17 protein-coding genes are annotated in these 17,672 nt (G+C 61.3%); 8 read left to right on the top strand and 9 right to left on the bottom strand.

Features of this window, described 5'->3' with window-relative positions:
• Window positions 1–67 precede the first annotated feature (67 nt).
• Complete coding sequence (locus M2401_RS25885) at window positions 68–1,012, top strand: LysR family transcriptional regulator (protein ID WP_259107612.1); 945 nt, start codon at window positions 68–70, stop codon at window positions 1,010–1,012.
• Window positions 1,013–1,055: 43 nt separating this feature from the next.
• Here the strand turns inward: M2401_RS25885 and M2401_RS25880 are convergent, their stop codons facing one another.
• From M2401_RS25880 to M2401_RS25865, 4 genes are all read right to left on the bottom strand, one after another.
• Entirely contained in the window at window positions 1,056–2,636 is a 1,581-nt protein-coding gene (locus M2401_RS25880) for an aldehyde dehydrogenase (NADP(+)) (RefSeq protein WP_259107610.1), read from the bottom strand.
• Between the two features lie 70 nt (window positions 2,637–2,706).
• Window positions 2,707–4,365: a thiamine pyrophosphate-binding protein gene (locus M2401_RS25875; RefSeq protein ID WP_259107609.1), complete on the bottom strand. Its 1,659-nt coding sequence runs from the start codon at window positions 4,363–4,365 to the stop codon at window positions 2,707–2,709.
• A complete protein-coding gene (locus M2401_RS25870; RefSeq protein WP_259107607.1) occupies window positions 4,358–5,599 on the bottom strand; it encodes an MFS transporter in 1,242 nt (413 codons plus the stop codon). The genes M2401_RS25875 and M2401_RS25870 overlap by 8 nt, the downstream gene beginning before the upstream one ends.
• A gap of 341 nt (window positions 5,600–5,940) precedes the next feature.
• Entirely contained in the window at window positions 5,941–7,257 is a 1,317-nt protein-coding gene (locus tag M2401_RS25865) for a D-tagatose-bisphosphate aldolase, class II, non-catalytic subunit (RefSeq protein WP_259107606.1), read from the bottom strand.
• Between the two features lie 132 nt (window positions 7,258–7,389).
• Here M2401_RS25865 and M2401_RS25860 point away from each other — a divergent pair, with 132 nt between their 5' ends.
• The 7 genes from M2401_RS25860 to M2401_RS25830 are packed head-to-tail and all read left to right on the top strand — an operon-like array spanning window position 7,390 to window position 14,294.
• Entirely contained in the window at window positions 7,390–8,190 is an 801-nt protein-coding gene (locus tag M2401_RS25860; RefSeq protein ID WP_259107604.1) for a DeoR/GlpR family DNA-binding transcription regulator, read from the top strand.
• Complete coding sequence (locus tag M2401_RS25855) at window positions 8,187–9,158, top strand: N-acetylglucosamine kinase (RefSeq protein WP_259107603.1); 972 nt, start codon at window positions 8,187–8,189, stop codon at window positions 9,156–9,158. Before M2401_RS25860 ends, M2401_RS25855 begins: the two co-directional genes overlap by 4 nt.
• A 10-nt stretch (window positions 9,159–9,168) precedes the next feature.
• On the top strand, window positions 9,169–10,428 hold the full coding sequence (locus tag M2401_RS25850) for an extracellular solute-binding protein (protein ID WP_259107601.1): 1,260 nt from the start codon (window positions 9,169–9,171) through the stop codon (window positions 10,426–10,428).
• A complete protein-coding gene (locus tag M2401_RS25845) occupies window positions 10,428–11,333 on the top strand; it encodes a carbohydrate ABC transporter permease (RefSeq protein WP_259108033.1) in 906 nt (301 codons plus the stop codon). Before M2401_RS25850 ends, M2401_RS25845 begins: the two co-directional genes overlap by 1 nt.
• Window positions 11,333–12,208 carry a carbohydrate ABC transporter permease gene (locus M2401_RS25840; RefSeq protein WP_259107598.1) on the top strand — a complete coding sequence of 292 codons (876 nt, stop codon included), beginning with the start codon at window positions 11,333–11,335 and terminating at the stop codon, window positions 12,206–12,208. The genes M2401_RS25845 and M2401_RS25840 overlap by 1 nt, the downstream gene beginning before the upstream one ends.
• 19 nt (window positions 12,209–12,227) lie before the next feature.
• Window positions 12,228–13,181 (top strand): SIS domain-containing protein, encoded by a 954-nt coding sequence (locus tag M2401_RS25835; RefSeq protein ID WP_259107595.1) that lies wholly within the window; start codon window positions 12,228–12,230, stop codon window positions 13,179–13,181.
• 33 nt (window positions 13,182–13,214) lie between these two features.
• Window positions 13,215–14,294 carry an ABC transporter ATP-binding protein gene (locus tag M2401_RS25830; RefSeq protein ID WP_259107592.1) on the top strand — a complete coding sequence of 360 codons (1,080 nt, stop codon included), beginning with the start codon at window positions 13,215–13,217 and terminating at the stop codon, window positions 14,292–14,294.
• A gap of 41 nt (window positions 14,295–14,335) precedes the next feature.
• Here the strand turns inward: M2401_RS25830 and M2401_RS25825 are convergent, their stop codons facing one another.
• The 5 genes from M2401_RS25825 to M2401_RS25805 all read right to left on the bottom strand — a co-directional run bounded on the left by M2401_RS25825 (window position 14,336) and on the right by M2401_RS25805 (window position 17,647).
• Window positions 14,336–15,280, bottom strand: coding sequence for an alpha/beta fold hydrolase (locus M2401_RS25825; protein WP_259107589.1), 945 nt, complete (start codon window positions 15,278–15,280; stop codon window positions 14,336–14,338).
• Window positions 15,281–15,328: 48 nt separating this feature from the next.
• Window positions 15,329–15,970, bottom strand: coding sequence for a TetR/AcrR family transcriptional regulator (locus M2401_RS25820; RefSeq protein WP_259107576.1), 642 nt, complete (start codon window positions 15,968–15,970; stop codon window positions 15,329–15,331).
• A gap of 121 nt (window positions 15,971–16,091) precedes the next feature.
• Window positions 16,092–16,421 (bottom strand): hypothetical protein, encoded by a 330-nt coding sequence (locus tag M2401_RS25815; RefSeq protein WP_259107574.1) that lies wholly within the window; start codon window positions 16,419–16,421, stop codon window positions 16,092–16,094.
• Window positions 16,418–16,678 carry a hypothetical protein gene (locus M2401_RS25810; protein ID WP_259107572.1) on the bottom strand — a complete coding sequence of 87 codons (261 nt, stop codon included), beginning with the start codon at window positions 16,676–16,678 and terminating at the stop codon, window positions 16,418–16,420. Before M2401_RS25810 ends, M2401_RS25815 begins: the two co-directional genes overlap by 4 nt.
• Before the next feature lie 9 nt (window positions 16,679–16,687).
• On the bottom strand, window positions 16,688–17,647 hold the full coding sequence (locus M2401_RS25805) for a class I SAM-dependent methyltransferase (RefSeq protein WP_259108031.1): 960 nt from the start codon (window positions 17,645–17,647) through the stop codon (window positions 16,688–16,690).
• Window positions 17,648–17,672 lie beyond the last annotated feature (25 nt).

The following is a 17,672-nucleotide window of genomic DNA, read 5'->3' as shown; positions in this document are numbered from 1 at the left end:
AGGATGTCAGGCATCGTTCAAAATGCACCTCTCAGCGGACGACTTTCACCCTGCCTTTGGAGCCCCCATGAATTCAGACGATCTTGCTCTTTTTTCGCAAGTGGTCAAAAGCGCCAGCATTTCTCGCGCGGCGATGGCTCTGGGGGCGGACCAATCCACGATCAGTCGGCGAATCGGCTTGCTCGAGGCGGATCTGGGGGTGAGGCTATTTCACCGAAGCGGGCGCGGTGTCACGCTGACTGACCGCGGTCAACAGCTACTGGGGTATGCCACCAAACTGAACGACACGCTTGCCGAGGCGGAGCGCGTCATGCGCGAGAGTGTCGAGCATGGCCCGGTCAAGCTGTGCATCGCCGCTCAACCGACTATCGCACGAATATTGTTCGGTCGTTTAGGCCACGCGTTGAAGGCCCGATTCCCCCTGACCCAACTGCATTTTGTCGAGGCTCTGGCCGCCGATATATTGAATCGGCTGAGCGAGGGGACAGTGGACATGGCCCTGATCTATCTGCCGGAGCACCCCGGCGCGCTACAGTTCGATCCCCTCGTCAAGGAAGGCATTCAGCTGATCACTCCCGGCGATTATCCATTGAACGGCGACGCCATCGCGGTACGCGATCTCGGGGACATCCCCCTGATATTGCCGAGCACCCATCATGGACTGCGCCTGCTGGTGGAGTCGCTTGCCGGGCGTCATGGTTTCACCACCAATATTGCCCTGGAATGCGACGGGTCGATTTCCATCACCAAGCGATTGGTCCTGGAAAACTGCGGTTGTACAGTGCTCCCAGAGGCTGCCGTCATCGAGGAAATCAAATCCGGTCGACTGAAAAGCTACCGTATCGAAGAGCCCGAAGTCAGTCGCACCGTTGCAATCGTATGGCCCAAGAACCGAACGACCGTAGACGGTCTCTGGGAGGTCACGCAAATTGTTCGCGAACATGCCGCAGCCATGGTGGACCAAGGGCTGTGGCCGGGTGCGACGTTGGTGCCAGCGCCAGTCAATCCCTGACCGGCACCATTGCATCTTTGGCTGCCCTCTGGTTTACCGGCCCTTACAACCGCGCTTTGCTGACTATCCCGTCCACCAACCGAGATATGCCCAGCGGATTGCTGTTTTGCAGCGGCTCGGGAAGCATATTGTCCGGATAGTTCTGCAAGCACACCGGCCGCAGGAAGCGATCAATGGCCAGCGTACCCACTGAGGTACCGCGTGAGTCGGATGTTGCCGGGTACGGTCCGCCATGCACCATGGCATCAGATACCTCCACACCGGTCGGATAGCCGTTGAACAGAATCCGGCCAACCTTTTCCTGTAGCGCATCCGCCAGCCAGCGGTAATCCGGCAGTTCGTCAGCCTCGCCAATGAGGGTCGCCGTCAACTGGCCGCGCAGCCCTTGTACAGCGACCGCGAGCTGAGCGGCGTCCTCAACTTCGACGACAATGGTCGTGGGGCCGAATACCTCTTCCTGAAGCAATGCATCGCCTTCAAGCAACAGGTTGATATCGGCCTTGAACACCTGGGGTTGGGCCTGATCGCCTGACTGCGGCCGCCCGGCCAGATGCACCAGGCCTTGGTGTGCGTGCAGCTGTGCAAGGCCGTGAGTGTAGCTGGCCAGAGCCCCCGCATTGAGCATGGTCTGGGCCGGTTGCGCCTGCATACTGGCCGTAAAGTGCTGCAGGAACGCTGTGAATTGCGCTGAACGCAGACCGATCACAAGCCCGGGGTTCGTGCAGAACTGGCCACAACCCAAGGTGACTGAACCCGCCAGTTGCGACGCAATCTGCTCGCCCCGCACCGCCAAGGCATCGGGCAACAGGAACACGGGGTTGATGCTCGACATTTCGGCGAACACCGGGATGGGCTGCGGTCGGCTTGCCGCCATCTGACTCAAGGCATTGCCGCCTTTGAGGGAGCCGGTAAAGCCGACCGCCTGAATCGCCGGATGCTTGACCAGCCACTCGCCGACCCCGCCGCCATAAATCATATTGAACACACCGGCAGGCATGCCGGTGCGTTCGGCGGCACGGATGATCGCATCTGCAACCCATTCCGAGGTGGCCATATGACCACTGTGGGCCTTCAATACCACCGGGCAACCGGCCGCCAGCGCCGACGCGGTATCGCCGCCAGCCGTGGAGAACGCCAGGGGAAAATTGCTCGCCCCGAACACCGCCACCGGGCCGACGCCAATGCGCAATTGACGCAGGTCCGCTCGCGGCAGTGGCTGACGATCCGGCAGCGCGCGATCGATTCGCGCGCCATAGAAGTCGCCCCTGCGCAATACGGCGGCGAACAGACGCAATTGACCACTGGTACGCCCGCGCTCGCCCTGGATTCGCCCGGCAGGCAATGCAGTCTCGCGGCACACTGTCGCCACGAAGTCATCGCCCAGCGCATCGATTTCATCAGCGATGGCATCGAGAAACTGCGCGCGCTTTTCGGCACTGAGGTTGCGGTAGATCGGGAATGCGGTCGCCGCGGCTCTGGCGGCTGCGTCTACCTCGGCCTCCACTGCTTGCCAGAAACTGACAGGTAACGGCTCACCGGTGCAGGCGTCCAGACTGGGCAGTTGTACTGTGCCGACCGCACTGCGTTGCCCGCCGACGTAATTGTGTCCTTGTAAAGCGCTCATAACGTATTCCTTGACCGGCAGCCGTGGGCCGGGAAAAAGTGCTGCTCAGGTTCGCTGGCAAGCCTGGGTATCAATCAAGGCGTGCCTGAGGGGTAATCTGCTTTGGATCGACCCGCAACTCGATCAACGCGGCGACGCCTGCTTGCTGTGCACGCTCGAAAGCGCCTGCAAAGTCCTCGGTACGCTCCACAAGCTCTGCGTGTGCGCCAAATGATTTGGCGAAAGCAATGAAATCCGGATTGATCAGCGCAGTGGCCGACAGGCGCCCTGGGTACTCACGCTCCTGGTGCATACGGATGGTTCCCAGCATGCCGTTGTTGACGACAATGACCACGATCGGCGCGTTGAACTGCATCGCCGTCGCCAACTCCTGCGGATACATCATGAAACAGCCATCACCGGCAAAGCACACCACTGTCCGTTCAGGGGCATGCAGTTTCGCAGCGATGGCAGCCGGCAACCCGTACCCCATGGCACCGTTGGTTGGCGCCAGTTCCGTGGCCGGCTGGCGATAGCGATAGAAGCGATGCACCCACACGGTGTAGTTGCCAGCGCCATTGCTGATCACGGCATTGTCCGGCAGCACCTTGTCGAGGTGAGCCATGACGGCGCCCATATCGACGCCCGCCAACTGCGGATGGGGCTTGGGTGGCGTGGAATGCTCCAGATAATCAGCGCGAGCAGCAGCGGTCCAATCCTGCCAGGCAAGGCTCTCAACAGGCTCAAGCTGTTCGGCGGCGGCGGCGAAGGTGCGCAAAGCGCTCAGGATCGGCAGTTCGGCCAGGTACACCCGGTTCAGCTCTTCGGGATCCGGATGCACATGAACCAGCGTTTGCTGGGGAAGCGGGCTTTCGATCAATGCATAGGCCTGAGAAACGGTTTCACTCAGACGCGAGCCGATCACCAGAAGCAGATCCGCATTCTTCACCCGCTCCAACAATTTAGGCGACGAGCCCAGGCCGAGTTGACCCACGTAGTGCGGGTCCCGATTGTCCAGCAGATCCTGGCGGCGGAATGATGCGGCCACCGGCAGATTGTTCGCCTCAACGAAACGCTGCAAGGCTTGGGTGGCTTCGACATCCCAGCCAGTCCCTCCCACGATCACCAACGGCCTCTTGGCGGCCGCCAGCAATTGGCGCAGACGCGGCAGGGAGGCCGGATCTGGCGCGCCTTGAGCGACCTGCACCGCAGGCACGTCAGCCACCATCGCGCTGCCGAACAACACTTCTTCAGGAAGACCGATCACCACCGGACCGGGACGACCTGAGAGCGCGATGCTGAACGCTTTGCTGACAATTTCCGGAATGCGCTCGATGCTGTCAATTTCGGTTGCCCACTTGGCCAGGCCGCCAAACATCTGTGCGTAGTCGACTTCCTGGAACGCCTCTCGGCCCTTGAAGCCACTTTCGATCTGGCCCACGAACAGGATCATGGGGGTCGAATCCTGCATGGCGGTGTGAACGCCGTTGCTGGCATGGGTCGCACCAGGGCCGCGGGTAACGAAACAGATGCCCGGGCGCCCGGTCAGCTTGCCATAGGCATCTGCCATGTTCGACGCTGCGCCCTCATGTCGGGTGACAATCGTGCGGATTGCTGGCGCGTCGCACAGTGCGTCAAGTACCGGCAAGTAGCTCTCACCCGGTACGCAATAAAGGGTGTCCACGGCATTGCGCAGCAACGCCTCGACGAGGATCTGGCCGCCATTACGCGGTTGCTTGGAATCAGACATGGATTTCGAGTTCCTGGTTACGGGTTTCCGGCAGAAATAGCGCGACGACAAACACAACGACGTAAGAACATGCAGCCCATACCCCAATGGACGCTGCGAGGCCAAAGGAAGCACTGGTCAGCCCTACTCCGGCAGGCACCAATGCGCCGATGCCCCGACCGAAGTTGTAGGAGAAACCGCCTGCGCTGCCACGGATCTGGGCAGGAAATAGCTCGGTGAAACACGCGCCCATTCCTGACACGATCCCGGATTGAAAAAAGCCCAGCGGAAAGCCCAGCAACAGCAAACTCCACATGGGCAGGTGCAATTGTGTGTACGCCAGGACGGTCACAGTCGCGCCCGCCGCCGACAGTGCGAAAGTCTTCCTGCGACCCAGTGCGTCACTCAAATGAGCCATGCAGATATATCCGCAGAAGGAACCAAAGATGTTCACTGCCAGATACAAGGTGGTCATGCTGATGGTCAGGCCCTGGGTCTCGCGCAGGTAGGTTACGAGCCACGTAAGGATGGTGTAGTTGCCACCCAAAGCACCTGCTGCCATGAGAGAAGCCATCACGGTACGGGGTAAAATGCTCGGCGAAAAAATCAGCGCGAACGTGGCCCACATGGATGTCTTCTCACGGTACTCGGTCGCGGCCTCGAAGGCTTCGGACTCGTGAATGTTGCGACGCATCCACAGCACCATGAACCCCGGCAGCAGGCCAATAACAAACAGTACCCGCCAGGCGGTGTGATCAGGAAGCAGGCTGAAGGTCACCCAGTAAGCCAACGCAGCCAAGGCATAGCCCACCGGCCAGCCGGCCTGCACCGAGCCAACTGCACGCCCGCGAATGCGTTTGTCGACCACCTCGCCGATCAATACGGCGCCCGCTGCCCACTCGCCGCCAAACCCCAGACCCTGCAGGCTGCGAGTCAGCAAGAGCTGGTGAAAGGAGTCGGTCAGGGCCGATAAACCGGTGAAGAGTGAAAACCAGAGGATTGCCAGCTTCAGGACTTTTACACGGCCAATACGGTCGGCAAGTACCCCTGCGATAACGCCGCCGATGGCGGATGAGACCAGGGCGGCGGTGCTGATCACGCCTGCCTCGGCCTTGGTCATCCCCCAGACGGCCAATAGCGTTGGAATCACAAACGCGAACAGTTGAACGTCCATCGCATCCAGCGCCCACCCCATGAAGCATGCCCAGAACGTCTTACGCTGGTTGGGCGCCATACTGCTGTACCAAGACTGCATACCGATCTCCGTCGCGCTGGTGCGCTTTTGTTTTTGGTATAGGAAACGGCGTCGTTACTAGCGAACGCCGTGGTTTGAGTATGCGGGGAACAACGGAGCGGCCTAAGAGCATGACCTGCATAGCAGATATGCAGGCTGTACTGGCTGGCTGGGGAAGGCAGAGCGGGCCGAAGGATCGGCCCAGATCACCTCTAAAACAACGACACCGTATGAGTGAGGATCAGCCGATCGGCATTGCGTGACACCTCAGCGTGTGAGCGGCCGTGAAGCCAGCCGAACCCAAGCCCGTTCGATGAGCCCTGTTGCAGTGTGTAGTCAATCGGCGGGTGCACTCGGTCTGCTCAGGGTTTGCGACCGTTTTGGCGCGCCTGACCCGCCACCCCGCCACACGCCTCACGATACTGGCGCAACACCCGGGTAATGACCGCCAGCACCAGCCCTCTGGCCGTGGTATCTCCTGCGCCGTTGGCCACCTGCGGATAGATCTGCGGCAGGTATTGACTGACCAGCGTTTCCGCTATGGGCCGATCGCCCAGTGCGGCGAATAGTTGATCCACCGCCTCGCTCGCGGTCTCGAACGGCCAGTAATAGCGGATGCGGTCGCTGTAGCTGAAATGCCGCTGCAGCCGCAGCGCTGCCTCGTCACCGTGGTAATACTTGTTCCAGTGATGGGGGTCGTTCTGCATCAACGTCTCCATGACCCGGTACAGCTGCTTGTCTTCAGGCAATAGCTGGAGCGTCGCGGCAATCTGGTCCAGGGCATACAACGCCTCGCGCAGGGCGAAAGTCAGGCCGGGGCCGACCTTGAGGATGGCAAAGCCATCGTGAACCAGCCCGCTCAGTGCGGAGACTGGCTGGTAGTCGGTGGAGTGGGCTTCAAATACCACCTGGGGTTCCTGCTGCAGAACAGCACTAAGCTCACGGGCCTTGTCGGCCTGATAGACCACCACGTTTTCATTGCCGAACTCAACGCCGGGCTGCACCACCAGTCCGACCACCCGCCCATAGGCGCTTTGCAGGCCGAGGGCGGCGAAGGCCTGGCGGTGCAACGCCAGGGTTTCCCGAGCGTCTTCGGGCGTGGTGACCGCCAGGTCTTCGACCTTTTCCAGCGCCCCGCCCGGCACTGGCACCTCAGTGCCGATCACATACACCGGCAGCGGCATCCCGGCAGCGCTGACCGTACGCTCGACCACAGCGGCCAAGCGGGCCGCGCGCTCGGCAATAACGGCCCCAGGCAACGGATCGCTTTCGCCTGCACAGGCCATGCTGGCGTCCAGGTGAATTTTGGAAAAACCGGCCCGCGCATAGGCTTCCAGCATCAGCTCGGCCCTGGCCATGGCCTGCTCTGCAGACAAATCCTTCCAGGGGTTGGGCCCCAGATGATCACCGCCCAATATCAGGCGCCGGGGATCAAAACCCACCCGCTCGACAATGCCCAGGACAAACTGGCGAAAGTCCGTCGGGGTCATGCCGGTGTAGCCGCCCTCATGATTGACCTGGTTGCAGGTCGCCTCGATCAGCACCGGTCCCGCATCAGTCAGCGCTTCGCGCAACGCCGCCTCGATCACCAGAGCATGGGCCGAGCACACGGAAGTAATCCCTGTCGGTTTGCCGTGTGCATGAGCATCCACCAGTTTTTGAAGATAATGAGCCTGCATGACCAGTGCCTCTCGATAACATGGGAGGTCACCTTACGAGAGCCAAACGATCAAAATCAATCATAAATTTGATTGACAGTGATTTTTTAATCTCTATATTTCAATCCAATGAATCACTAACGAGCATTCACAGTGACCAAAGACGAACGCCTTTCGCTGATCTGCCAGCACCTGTACAGCCATGGCGAGAGCACCATCCAGACCATCGCCGATATCGCCGATGCGTCCCTGGCCACAGTGCGCCGGGACCTGTTGAGCCTGGAAGCCGACGGCACCATCCACCGTACCCATGGTGGCGCCCGCATCGCCAAGAGCGCTGGCGTCGAAGTCGCCTTCGACCTGCGGGAAAACCAGAACCTGTTCGCCAAGCGGGCGATTGCCGAAGTGGCCTACGAGCAGATCGTCCCCGGCTCGTCGATCTTTCTCGACGCCGGGACCACGGTCCTGCAACTGGCCCGGCGCCTGCGTCTGGACCCGCTGCCTCTGTCGGTATTCACCAACTGCCTGAACGTTGCCCAGGTGCTGATGAATACCCCCGGCATCACCATCGTGCTGCTGGGCGGGCAATTGCGTGCAGAGAACGCCTCGATGGTCGGCGCCCTGGCCGAAGCGATGATCGAAAACCTCTGGTTCGACCAGCTGTTTCTGGGCGCCGGCGCCATTGCCCCGGATGCCTGCATCTACAGCCTCGACGCCAGTGAGGCACAGCTCAACCAGAAGATGCTGGCCCGGGCGGGCACTACGCTGCTGCTGGTCGACTCCAGCAAGTTCGACCAACGCCTGACGTACCGCGTCGCCCCGCTGAGCCCGGCACTGACGGTCATCAGCGACGAGCAACTGTCCGGCAAATGGCAGGCACGCCTGCAAGAACTGGGCAGCCCGCTGCTCAAGGGCTCAGCCCAGGCCCTGGCCGCCGAGGATATCAAGGCATGAACACGTGCATCCTGGGACTGGACAGCGGAGGCTCGAAAACCCTTCTGGCAATCGCTGATCGCCAGGGCCAGGTGCTCAAGCTTGAAGTGGCCAGCGGACTCGACCCGGTGGCCAACACTGACTGGCAACGTCAGCTCAAAGCGCTGCTGACGTCAGTCGCCGATCTGCCCCTCGCGGCGGCCGCATTGGGCCTGCCCCTGCACGGCGAACTGCCCGAGTGCTCTCTTGTCCAGCAGGACATTGCCCGGCAAGCCCTGCGCTGCCCGGTGACGGTGGAAAACGACGTGCGCATCGCTTTCGACGGTGCCTTTACCGGCCGTTCAGCAGGCGTGCTGATACTGGCGGGCACCGGTTCCATGGCCTGGGCCAGTCGCAATGAACCTGACGCGCCCCATGTGCGGGTCGGTGGCTGGGGTGACGTTTTCGGCGACGAAGGCAGCGCCTATTGGATTGGCTTGCAGGCGCTGGTCATTGCCAGTCGCACCCTTGACGGACGGGACAGCCAGGCGCGATTGACCCAGGCCCTGCTCAATCATCTACAACTCGCCCCCGAGCAACTGGCGGGCTGGGTCTATGAACGGGATAACCGTCGCGCCAGCGTCGCGGCATTGGCCCAGCAGGTATCAGCCTGGGCCGACGCGGGTGACAGCGCAGCCATCGCTGTACTGCAGGCCGCTGCCGGGCACCTGGCCGAACACGTCACGGCTGCCTGGCGAGCAATCGGTGAACCAGGCGCGCCGGTCTGGAGCTATGCCGGGGGCATTTTTGCCAATCCGATGATCAACGAATACCTGCATAAACGCCTGGGCACAGCCCCCTGCCCGCCACGCCTGCCGCCGGTAGGCGGTGCACTCTGGCGCGCAGCTCATAACGCGGGATGGAACCCCGATAACCAGTGGATAGAACACCTGTCTTCAAGCCTGCACAACACCCTTGCACTGCCATCAACCTCCCCTTTTCCGATGTAGAGGTTTTGCCATGCTCCGACGCCATCTGATCGCTTCGCTCGTCATGCTGCCCCTGTCGTTCGCCATTCCGGCGTTCGCGACCATGGCCAGCGCTGCCGCCACCACTGAAGTCCTGTTGCCGCCATGGGGCACTCTGCCCAAGGCCATGACCGACCGTTTGACCGCCGAGACGGGCACGACTCTGGAAACCCAGACCCTGGGCTGGGACCAGATCCTGACCAAGATCGCCACGTCGATGATCGCCGGCAGCCCGCCCGGTGACGCCACCGAAATGGACTGGTCATGGGTCGGGCAGTTTGGTGCCGCCAACTGGTATCAGCCCCTCGAAGGTGTAGTGGATGCGGCGACCATTGCCGATATCCCTTCGGCCAAGCTGTTCGTGTTCAACGGTCAGTTGCTGGCAGTGCCCTACGCCAACGACTTCCGGGTGCTGATCTATAACAGCGACCATCTCAAGCGTGCAGGCATCGCTGCGGCACCGACCACGCCGGAGCAACTGCTGGCCGATGCCAAGGCGATCAAGGCCAAGAATATTGCCCAGTACCCCATCGCCCTGCCGCTGTCGGCCACCGAAGGCAGTGCCACGGCATGGTATCTGTTGACCAAGGTATTTGGCGGGGAGCTGTTCAACGACAAATTCGAAGCGCAATTCATCAAGCCTGATTCGGCGGGCTACAAGGCCCTGGCCTTTGAAGTCGAGGCCCTCAAGGCCGGCCTGATCAGCCCGGCGGCGACCGGCCTGAAAGACGTCGAAGTCCAGGAGCTGTTCAAGAAAGGCGATGCCTCGTTCGACCTGGCAGGCTGGGCCGGCAATATCGCGGTCTACAGCGATCCGGCCAAGTCCCAGGTGGCCGATCACGTCGCCGCAGCATTGATGCTCACCACAACCGGCACCGCCCGTACCATCGGCCTGCCTGAGGCCGTGGGGATCCCTGCCACGGCGAAGAACAAGGACGGCGCCAAGACCTTTATCAACTGGTTCATCAAGCCGCAGAACCAGATCGAAAGCTATGAAACCCTGGGCAACCTGCCGACCCGCACCAGCGTGCTCAAGCAGCTCAACAGCGAAGGCAAGCTCAAGAGCGGTGACGTGATTCTGCAGCAGGCCGGGCTGGTCGATCCGCTGTTCAAGCAAGGTACTCCGGTCTGGTATCCGCAATTCACCAGTGCCGTTTCCAGTGCGCTGAACCAGGCGGCGAAAGGTCAATTGACCGTTGCCCAGGCGGTCGCCCAGATCGCTGAACAAGCCCAGAGCGCGATGCAGCCGTGATGACTCTAGCCTCGATCAGGGAGCGCTTGCGTCCCGTACCCGGTGAGACCTGGCTTGGGCTGGTGTACGTGCTGCCGATTATCCTGGTGATGGCCAGCCTGGTCTTCGTACCGCTGGTAACCACAGTGCTCGACAGCCTGTACCGCATCGATCCGATGCGCCCGGGCACGCCCTTCGTCGGGCTGCTCAATTACCAGAACCTGACCACAGACAGCAACGTCCAGCACGCCACCTGGAACACTTTGGTCTACGTGGTACTGGCCGTGGTCCTGGAGACGGCCGGCGGCCTGGGCGCAGCCCTGTTGCTCAACAAGGTACGTCGCGGTCGGCAGTGGTTGCTGGCGGTACTGGTGCTGCCCTGGTGCCTGCCGCCAGTGGTCAATGCCCTGGTCTGGCTGTGGATCTACAACCCCAGCTACGGCCTGCTGAACAACCTGCTCAAGGCGGTGGGGCTGCTCGACGAGAACGTGGTGTGGTTCAACGATCACAACACCGCCTTGCTGTTGGTGGCGCTGGTCCATGTCTGGCGCATGTTGCCCCTCACCGCGATCATCCTGCTGGCGGCGTTGCAGGCCATCCCTGCAGACCTTTATGAAGCGGCGAAGCTGGACGGTGCCGGGCGGATCAAGTGCTTTCGCATGATCACCCTGCCCCTGATAGCCGGTGGCCTGGCCATCGCCCTCAGTCAGTCGACGGTGTTTGCCTTCAACCTGTTCGACGAAGCCTGGATCCTCAACGGCTCGAGCCTGGATACCCGCAGCCTGATCATCCAGGTGTACATGTCGGCGTTCCAGAACCTCAAGTTCTCCTACGGCATGGCGCTGTCAGTCCTGGCGATGATCGCCTCGCTGGTGGTCTCGATGATCTACGTGCTCAAGGTCTACCGCGAAACGAGGTTCGACTGATGCGCAAACTTACCCTGCAATTGCTCGGCAAGGGCGGCTTTGCCCTGGCCGTGCTCATCCTCGTGCTGTGGTCCCTGGGCCCGGTGTACTGGGCGGTGATCACCAGTTTCACCGACCCCAAGGACATGCTCAGTGACCATCTGAGCCTGTGGCCACAACACCCGACCCTGGAGCATTTTGCCAAGCTGTTCGGTGCCAGCAGCACCTCCCAGGGCAATGAAGTGCAGTCGGTGTGGCCGCAGTTCTCCCGGGCCTTCATCAACAGTCTGGTGACTTCGGTCGCCGCGACCCTGGTAACCCTGGTCGCCGCCGCCTTTGGTGGCTATGCCTTCGTCAGACTGCGTTTTCCCGGACGCAACCTGCTGTTCGGCCTCGTCGTGGCGAGCATGGCCGTGCCGGCCTACACCGTGATGATCCCGCTGTACCGCCTGATGATTTCCCTGCACCTGATCGACACTTATCTGGGCGTGACACTGATCTACGTATCGGCGTTCCTGCCCCTGGCCCTGTGGTTGATGCGCAGCGTGTATCAGTCCTTGCCGGTGTCGCTGGAAGAAGCCGCCTGGCTCGATGGCGCAAGCCGTACCTACACCCTGGTGCGGATCGTCCTGCCACTGGCGGCGCCGGGCCTTATCGCCACGGCGATCCTGACGTTTCTCAGCGCCTGGGGCCAGTTCATGGTGCCCCTGGTGTTCTCGCCGTCACTGGCGACCAAGTCGCTGACGGTGCTGATTCCGGAATTCGTCACCCGCAACTACGTCGACTACGGCCTGATGAACGCCGCCGGTGTCGTCGCCATGCTGCCGCCAGTTCTGCTGGTGATTTTCCTCAACCGTTTCCTCGTGCGCGGGCTGATTGCCGGCGCGACCAAATAACGCCTCAAGGACTCTATTCATGAACGTCACTGAACAAGTTATCGTCGAGCAGTTTCCATTCTGGGGCCCTGCCCTGACCCAGAGCCTGCCGACCCTCAATGCCGCGACTATCGTGGTAGTCGGCTGCGGCACCTCGTACTACCTGGCTCAGGCGGTCGCCAGCGCACTGAACCTCAACGGCAAGCGCGCCATCGCCGTACCGGGCGGCGAGTGGGCGCGGCGCCCCGAGGCCTATCTGGCCAATTATCAGGATGCGCAGGTCATCGCCCTGTCGCGCAGTGGCGAATCCACCGAGACCGTGCAGGCCGTACAGGCCAGCCGCGTGCGTGGTCTTAAGACCCTGGGCATTACCTGTGAAAGCGCCAGCAGCCTGGCAAAGTGCAGCGATGAAGTGCTGTTCGCCCCGACCCACGCCCTGGAAGGCATCGTCATGAGCAGCTCGGCCAGCCTGATGCTGTTGCTGGGCCTGCGCCTGGCCGGTGTTCAGATCGACGAGGCCATCCCCGCGCGCGCCGAACAGGCCATGCAGGCTCTGGACCGACAGTTGAGCGACAGCGTGCTGTCGCGCTCGCACTTCGTCTACCTGGGCGGCGGCGCCTATTACGGCCTGGCCAGCGAAGGTGCATTGAAACTGCAAGAGATGAGCCTGACCTATACCCAGGTGTTTCACCCAATGGAATATCGCCATGGTCCCATCAGCCTGGTGGACGCCAAGACCTGCGTGGTGCTGATCTACAGCCCGCAGACGGCTGATGAAGAAGCAACGCTGTATGCCGAACTCAAGGAAAAAGGTGCGCTGGTAATCGGCTTCGGCGGGCCGGGTGATATTTCCATCGACGTCACCCACACCGGTCTGGACCGCAGCCTGGAAATCCTCCCGGCCCTGCAGCTGTTTGGCGAACGCCTGGCCCAGTACAAAAACCTGGACAGCACCGCGCCGCGCCACCTCACCAAGGTCGTGCGTCTTTCCTGAATCAGTGGGTCCGGCATAGGGTGTTCTCTCGATATGGCAACCGTAAACATTCAGCAACTGCGCAAGAACTACGGCGCAATACCGGTATTGCACGGCATTGACCTGAACATTGCCGACGGTCAGTTCGTCTCGCTCGTCGGCGCCTCGGGCTGTGGAAAATCAACCCTGCTGCGCATGATCGCGGGCCTGGAGTCGGTGACGTCCGGCGCCATAGAACTCAATGGCCGGGTCATCAACGATATCTCGCCCAAGGACCGGGACATCGCCATGGTGTTCCAGAACTACGCGTTGTATCCACACATGACGGTCGCGCAGAACATGGGCTTCAGCCTGCACCTGCGCAAGGAGTCGCCGGCGCGGATCGACGCGGCGGTAAAGGAAACAGCAGCGATGCTGGGCCTGTCGAACTACCTCGATCGCTATCCCAAGGCGCTGTCCGGCGGGCAGCGTCAGCGGGTCGCCATGGGCCGCGCCATCGTGCGTCACCCCCAGGTGTTTCTGTTCGACGAACCGCTGTCGAACCTGGACGCCAAGCTGCGGGTGCAGATGCGCATCGAGATCCGCACCCTGCAACGCAAGCTGGGCACAACAGCCATCTACGTGACCCACGATCAAATGGAGGCCATGACCATGTCCGATCTGATCGTGGTCATGAACGCCGGTCGCATCGAGCAAGTCGGCGCGCCCATCGAAGTCTATGACCGGCCAGCCAATTTGTTCGTCGCCACCTTCATCGGCTCACCGGCCATGAACCTGATCGAAGGCGTACTGGAGCACGACGAAAACACATCGTTCATCAAGGTGGGCAGCCAGCGGATTGCCCTGGAGCGGCACATCGACCTGGCAGCCTCAAGCCCGGTGGTCATGGGCATTCGCCCGGAGCACTTGACCCTGGCAGAGGTGCCAGAGACAGGATTTTCGCTGCCTTTTACGGTCGACCTGATCGAACCGACGGGCGCGGAAAGCCATGTCTACGGACGCTGCGCAGAGGCGCCAATGGTGGCATCCCTGTCGCGCCGGGACGATCTCAAGCTGGGTCAGGCAATCCAGTTGCGCGGCCGTTGCGAGCATATCCATGTGTTCGACAAGGCCAGTGGCGCGCGGATGGCTTGAACCTCGCTGATCCAGCCAGGGAAATAGGGAACACGGGCCCCCTATTCCCCTGGTTGCTCGCCGAGGAAATCCACCAGTTCGTCGGCTATGCGATTCGCGGCTTCTTCCGGCAGGTAATGCCCGGCGTTGCGCACGACGTCACCCCGCACGTTGCTCGCCAGCTTGTGCAAGGCGCTGACCATATGCTCCCCCAAGCCGCGCTCAGCGCCCAACGCCAGCAGCGGAATGTCGAGCGGTGTTTCAGCGCGCAGGCGGTTCGCGGCAATGCCTTCGAGGGAAAATGCAGACTGGTAATAACCGGTCACCGCACGCAACGCGCCGGGAGCCGCCAACTGGCGGGCATACAGGGCGATATCTTCGGCGGTGATGGTCCAGGGCTGCAGCGACTTGGCGCGAAACAGCCAGGTGAGAAACGCCTCTTCGCGCCCTGCTATCAGCACTTCGGACAGGCCATCGAGCTGGTTGAACGCAAAATGCCAGCTGCGCCGATTGGCTTCGTCAATCGACAAGTCGGTGCGGGGCGCCGAAAGTCCGGGGATCAGGGCATCGAGCAGCGCCACGCGACGCACATCCGGGCGCCAGTCTGCCGCCCAGGCGTAGGCCATCCAGCTGCCTACGTCATGCCCCACGACATCAATCGGCCCGTTATCCAGCAGGCCAATGGTCTGGGCAAAGTGATGAAGTTCGGCGGCGACTCTGGCCAGGTCATAACCCCCTGCGGGGGCGTCACTTTCACCCATGCCGCGCGGGTCTAGCGCAATGACCCGATGACCGGCCGCCACCAGTTGCGGCATCACGTAACGCCACGCGTACCAGCTCTGCGGCCAACCCGGGATCAGCACAACGGGCGGGCCCTCGCCCCCCTCGACATAGTGAATATTGACCTCATCGACCCGCGCACTGGCATGGCGAAACTGCTGCCAGAAATTCGTCTGCTGCATGAAATCGGCACCGACACGGTCGGGTTGTTCCGAGCGAATATTCATAACGGCCTCCCAAATATGGAATTGATCATTTCCTAATTGATTAAAATATTACTCAAGCAGTCGCATCAACTCGGCCACCACGCCTTGCATGTCCTCGTCCCTTGAACCGGTCTTGCCCAATACCCGCATGCCTTGCTGGAGGGCCAGCAGCATTTTTGCGAACATGGCTGCATTCAGGTCGCTGCGTACCGAGCCGTCGCGCTGCGCGTCCTCGATGAGCCGCAAGAGTTGCGTTTCACGCCTGTGCTGTTGGGCCGCGATCAAAGCTGCCACCTCAGCGTCGGCCAGGGCAAGCTCACCGGCAGTTTCGATGACCAGGCACCCGGTGCGCCCGACAGCTTCACTGCTGAGCCACGCATAGTGTTTGAGCAGGGCTTCGATTTTATCTCGCCCCGTGTTTTCGCCCGCCAGGCAAGCACTGATCGCCTCCCCGCGCAGCAGCATGTAGCGATCCAGCGCCGCCAGAAATAGCCCGCGCTTGTCGCCCCAGGCCTTGTAGATGCTGCCCGAGGTCAGCCCCAGGCAGGCATTCAGGTCCGAGATCGAAGTGCCGTGATAGCCGTACTCGCTGAAACGCGTGATCGCCCTGTCCAGCGCCCCCTCGGTATCAAATTCACGGGGACGGCCAGGACGCACGGAAATGTCTGATTTTCTGCTCATGGATGGAGTATAGGAAATAATCGTTTCCAAATAAAGCGCCTGTCGTCGCCGCCCTATCTATAGTCGCTATGCCAGCAAGCCGGCCCCCCACAAAACTGAATCCGAATCCGATACCTGTAGGACAGGCGATCACACAAACCCCGAAGCAACTTCAGGGACGAAGCGCACGCAATCGACGCGTTCGATCAGGCGCCGTCGCCACCATGTCATCGATTAAATGGCGAGTTTCCAGCGGCCCGAACTCACCCACATCCTTGACCAATCTTGACCGGCTGAACGCCCACAATAGGCCCGTGCGAGCGCGTTCCTCGAGCAGGATCCACGGGCCACAGGCCTGGTTCGCATAGCGACAAACATCAAGGGCCCACTGCAGCCTTTCTATCTGGTGTATCACCGTGACTTGAAGCAGCAGCCCCATGTGCGTGAGGCGATAGCGGCCATCGAGCGCCACCTGCGCGCGCACGCATGAGAGGAAGGTCATCGACCTCCAAGGCCAGGCTTGCACACCTCTCCCGTCGCCTCGGCAATCGCGGCCAGGGTTTCCTCCATACTGGTAATCTGCTGCTCAAGCTTGCGGAACGACAGGCCGATGGCATCACTTGAGTCGACCGTCTGCTGACCGCGCAGCGACACCACCTGCTGCTCTTGAGCCAATTCAAGCGTCTGCACGTCTTCCCGTAGTCGATGCAGTAGCCTGAAGAGGTCGCTGATTTGCGCCTTGCTGGTCCTAATCATCATGAGCACTCTTCACGCCCGCGCCCTTCTGGTCACGGTCAATACCACGGCGGCAATTCGCTCGGCTTCATGGTACGTGGCTGTCTCCAGCTCTTCGCCGAACACGTCCGGATCCATCTCGCGATAGGTCCAGGCCAGGTCGGCGGTGTCGATCAGCGGCCGCGCCTGTTCGAGGAACAGATCAATGCCATCCACCGAGGGCGCGCCGGTATACAGCACCAGGCTGCCGCCGGGGGTCAGACGCTTGATGGCCTGTTCGAGGATGCGCACCGACAACTCCGAGCCCAGTTGTTCACCACCATGGCGATAAGCACGTTGCTGCGTGTCCTGCATATACGGCGGGTTGGCGACGATCAGGTCGAAATCGCCTGTGGTACCGGTGAGGATATCGCTGTGATACACCGACACATTCGCCGCGCCCGCCAGCGAGGCGTTGACTGCAGTAAACCGTAACGCGGTGGGATTGATGTCCACTGCCAGAACATTCGCGTCCCGGCGCGCCCTGGCGATAAGGATGGCGCCCACGCCACTGCCACAACCGATATCTACCGCCGCGTGAATCGGATGCGCAGTGGTACGCAGATGCTCTTCGATCGCCTGGGCGAAGCGATAGGTATCCGGGCCAAAAAACACCGAATCATTGGCGAGCGTGGGAAAACTCGAGTGGACGAACAGCAGGTTATCCAGGCTCGACCAACGCACATCACTGACCCACATTCCCGCGTGAACGCGCAGTACCCCACTGTCGAGCAGCACCTTCAATTCCTGCTCAGGCAGCAAGTCATTATCGAATGGGCGGCTCCAACCGAACACATCCCGCAGAGTACGGGCGGTGCGGTTGTCTTCCCGGGCATTGACCCGTTGATGGGTCAGCGGTGTCACCGTGACGAATCGATAGCGCTCGGACTGCAGATACTCACCGAGTTGGAGCAGAGCCAGATCATGGGTTTCCTCTGCCACTTCGGCATCCATGAGGGCCGGATCAATCATATGGGTC

This window comes from Pseudomonas sp. JUb42 (genome assembly GCF_024807945.1).
Lineage (GTDB): Bacteria > Pseudomonadota > Gammaproteobacteria > Pseudomonadales > Pseudomonadaceae > Aquipseudomonas.
The sequence above is the reverse complement of the archived record's forward strand: the minus strand, read 5'-3'. Positions and strand labels throughout refer to the sequence as shown.

Bases quoted from the DNA above. Each gene is read 5' to 3' on its own strand.
- M2401_RS25865 (WP_259107606.1), bottom strand. From the start codon at position 7,257: ATGCAGGCTCATTATCTTCAAAAACTGGTGGATGCTCATGCACACGGC.
- M2401_RS25850 (WP_259107601.1), top strand. From the start codon at position 9,169: ATGCTCCGACGCCATCTGATCGCTTCGCTCGTCATGCTGCCCCTGTCG.
- M2401_RS25815 (WP_259107574.1), bottom strand. From the start codon at position 16,421: ATGACCTTCCTCTCATGCGTGCGCGCGCAGGTGGCGCTCGATGGCCGC.
- M2401_RS25830 (WP_259107592.1), top strand. From the start codon at position 13,215: ATGGCAACCGTAAACATTCAGCAACTGCGCAAGAACTACGGCGCAATA.
- M2401_RS25835 (WP_259107595.1), top strand. From the start codon at position 12,228: ATGAACGTCACTGAACAAGTTATCGTCGAGCAGTTTCCATTCTGGGGC.
- M2401_RS25805 (WP_259108031.1), bottom strand. From the start codon at position 17,647: ATGGATGCCGAAGTGGCAGAGGAAACCCATGATCTGGCTCTGCTCCAA.
- M2401_RS25855 (WP_259107603.1), top strand. From the start codon at position 8,187: ATGAACACGTGCATCCTGGGACTGGACAGCGGAGGCTCGAAAACCCTT.
- M2401_RS25840 (WP_259107598.1), top strand. From the start codon at position 11,333: ATGCGCAAACTTACCCTGCAATTGCTCGGCAAGGGCGGCTTTGCCCTG.
- M2401_RS25845 (WP_259108033.1), top strand. From the start codon at position 10,428: ATGACTCTAGCCTCGATCAGGGAGCGCTTGCGTCCCGTACCCGGTGAG.
- M2401_RS25875 (WP_259107609.1), bottom strand. From the start codon at position 4,365: ATGTCTGATTCCAAGCAACCGCGTAATGGCGGCCAGATCCTCGTCGAG.
- M2401_RS25810 (WP_259107572.1), bottom strand. From the start codon at position 16,678: ATGATGATTAGGACCAGCAAGGCGCAAATCAGCGACCTCTTCAGGCTA.
- M2401_RS25885 (WP_259107612.1), top strand. From the start codon at position 68: ATGAATTCAGACGATCTTGCTCTTTTTTCGCAAGTGGTCAAAAGCGCC.
- M2401_RS25870 (WP_259107607.1), bottom strand. From the start codon at position 5,599: ATGCAGTCTTGGTACAGCAGTATGGCGCCCAACCAGCGTAAGACGTTC.
- M2401_RS25880 (WP_259107610.1), bottom strand. From the start codon at position 2,636: ATGAGCGCTTTACAAGGACACAATTACGTCGGCGGGCAACGCAGTGCG.
- M2401_RS25825 (WP_259107589.1), bottom strand. From the start codon at position 15,280: ATGAATATTCGCTCGGAACAACCCGACCGTGTCGGTGCCGATTTCATG.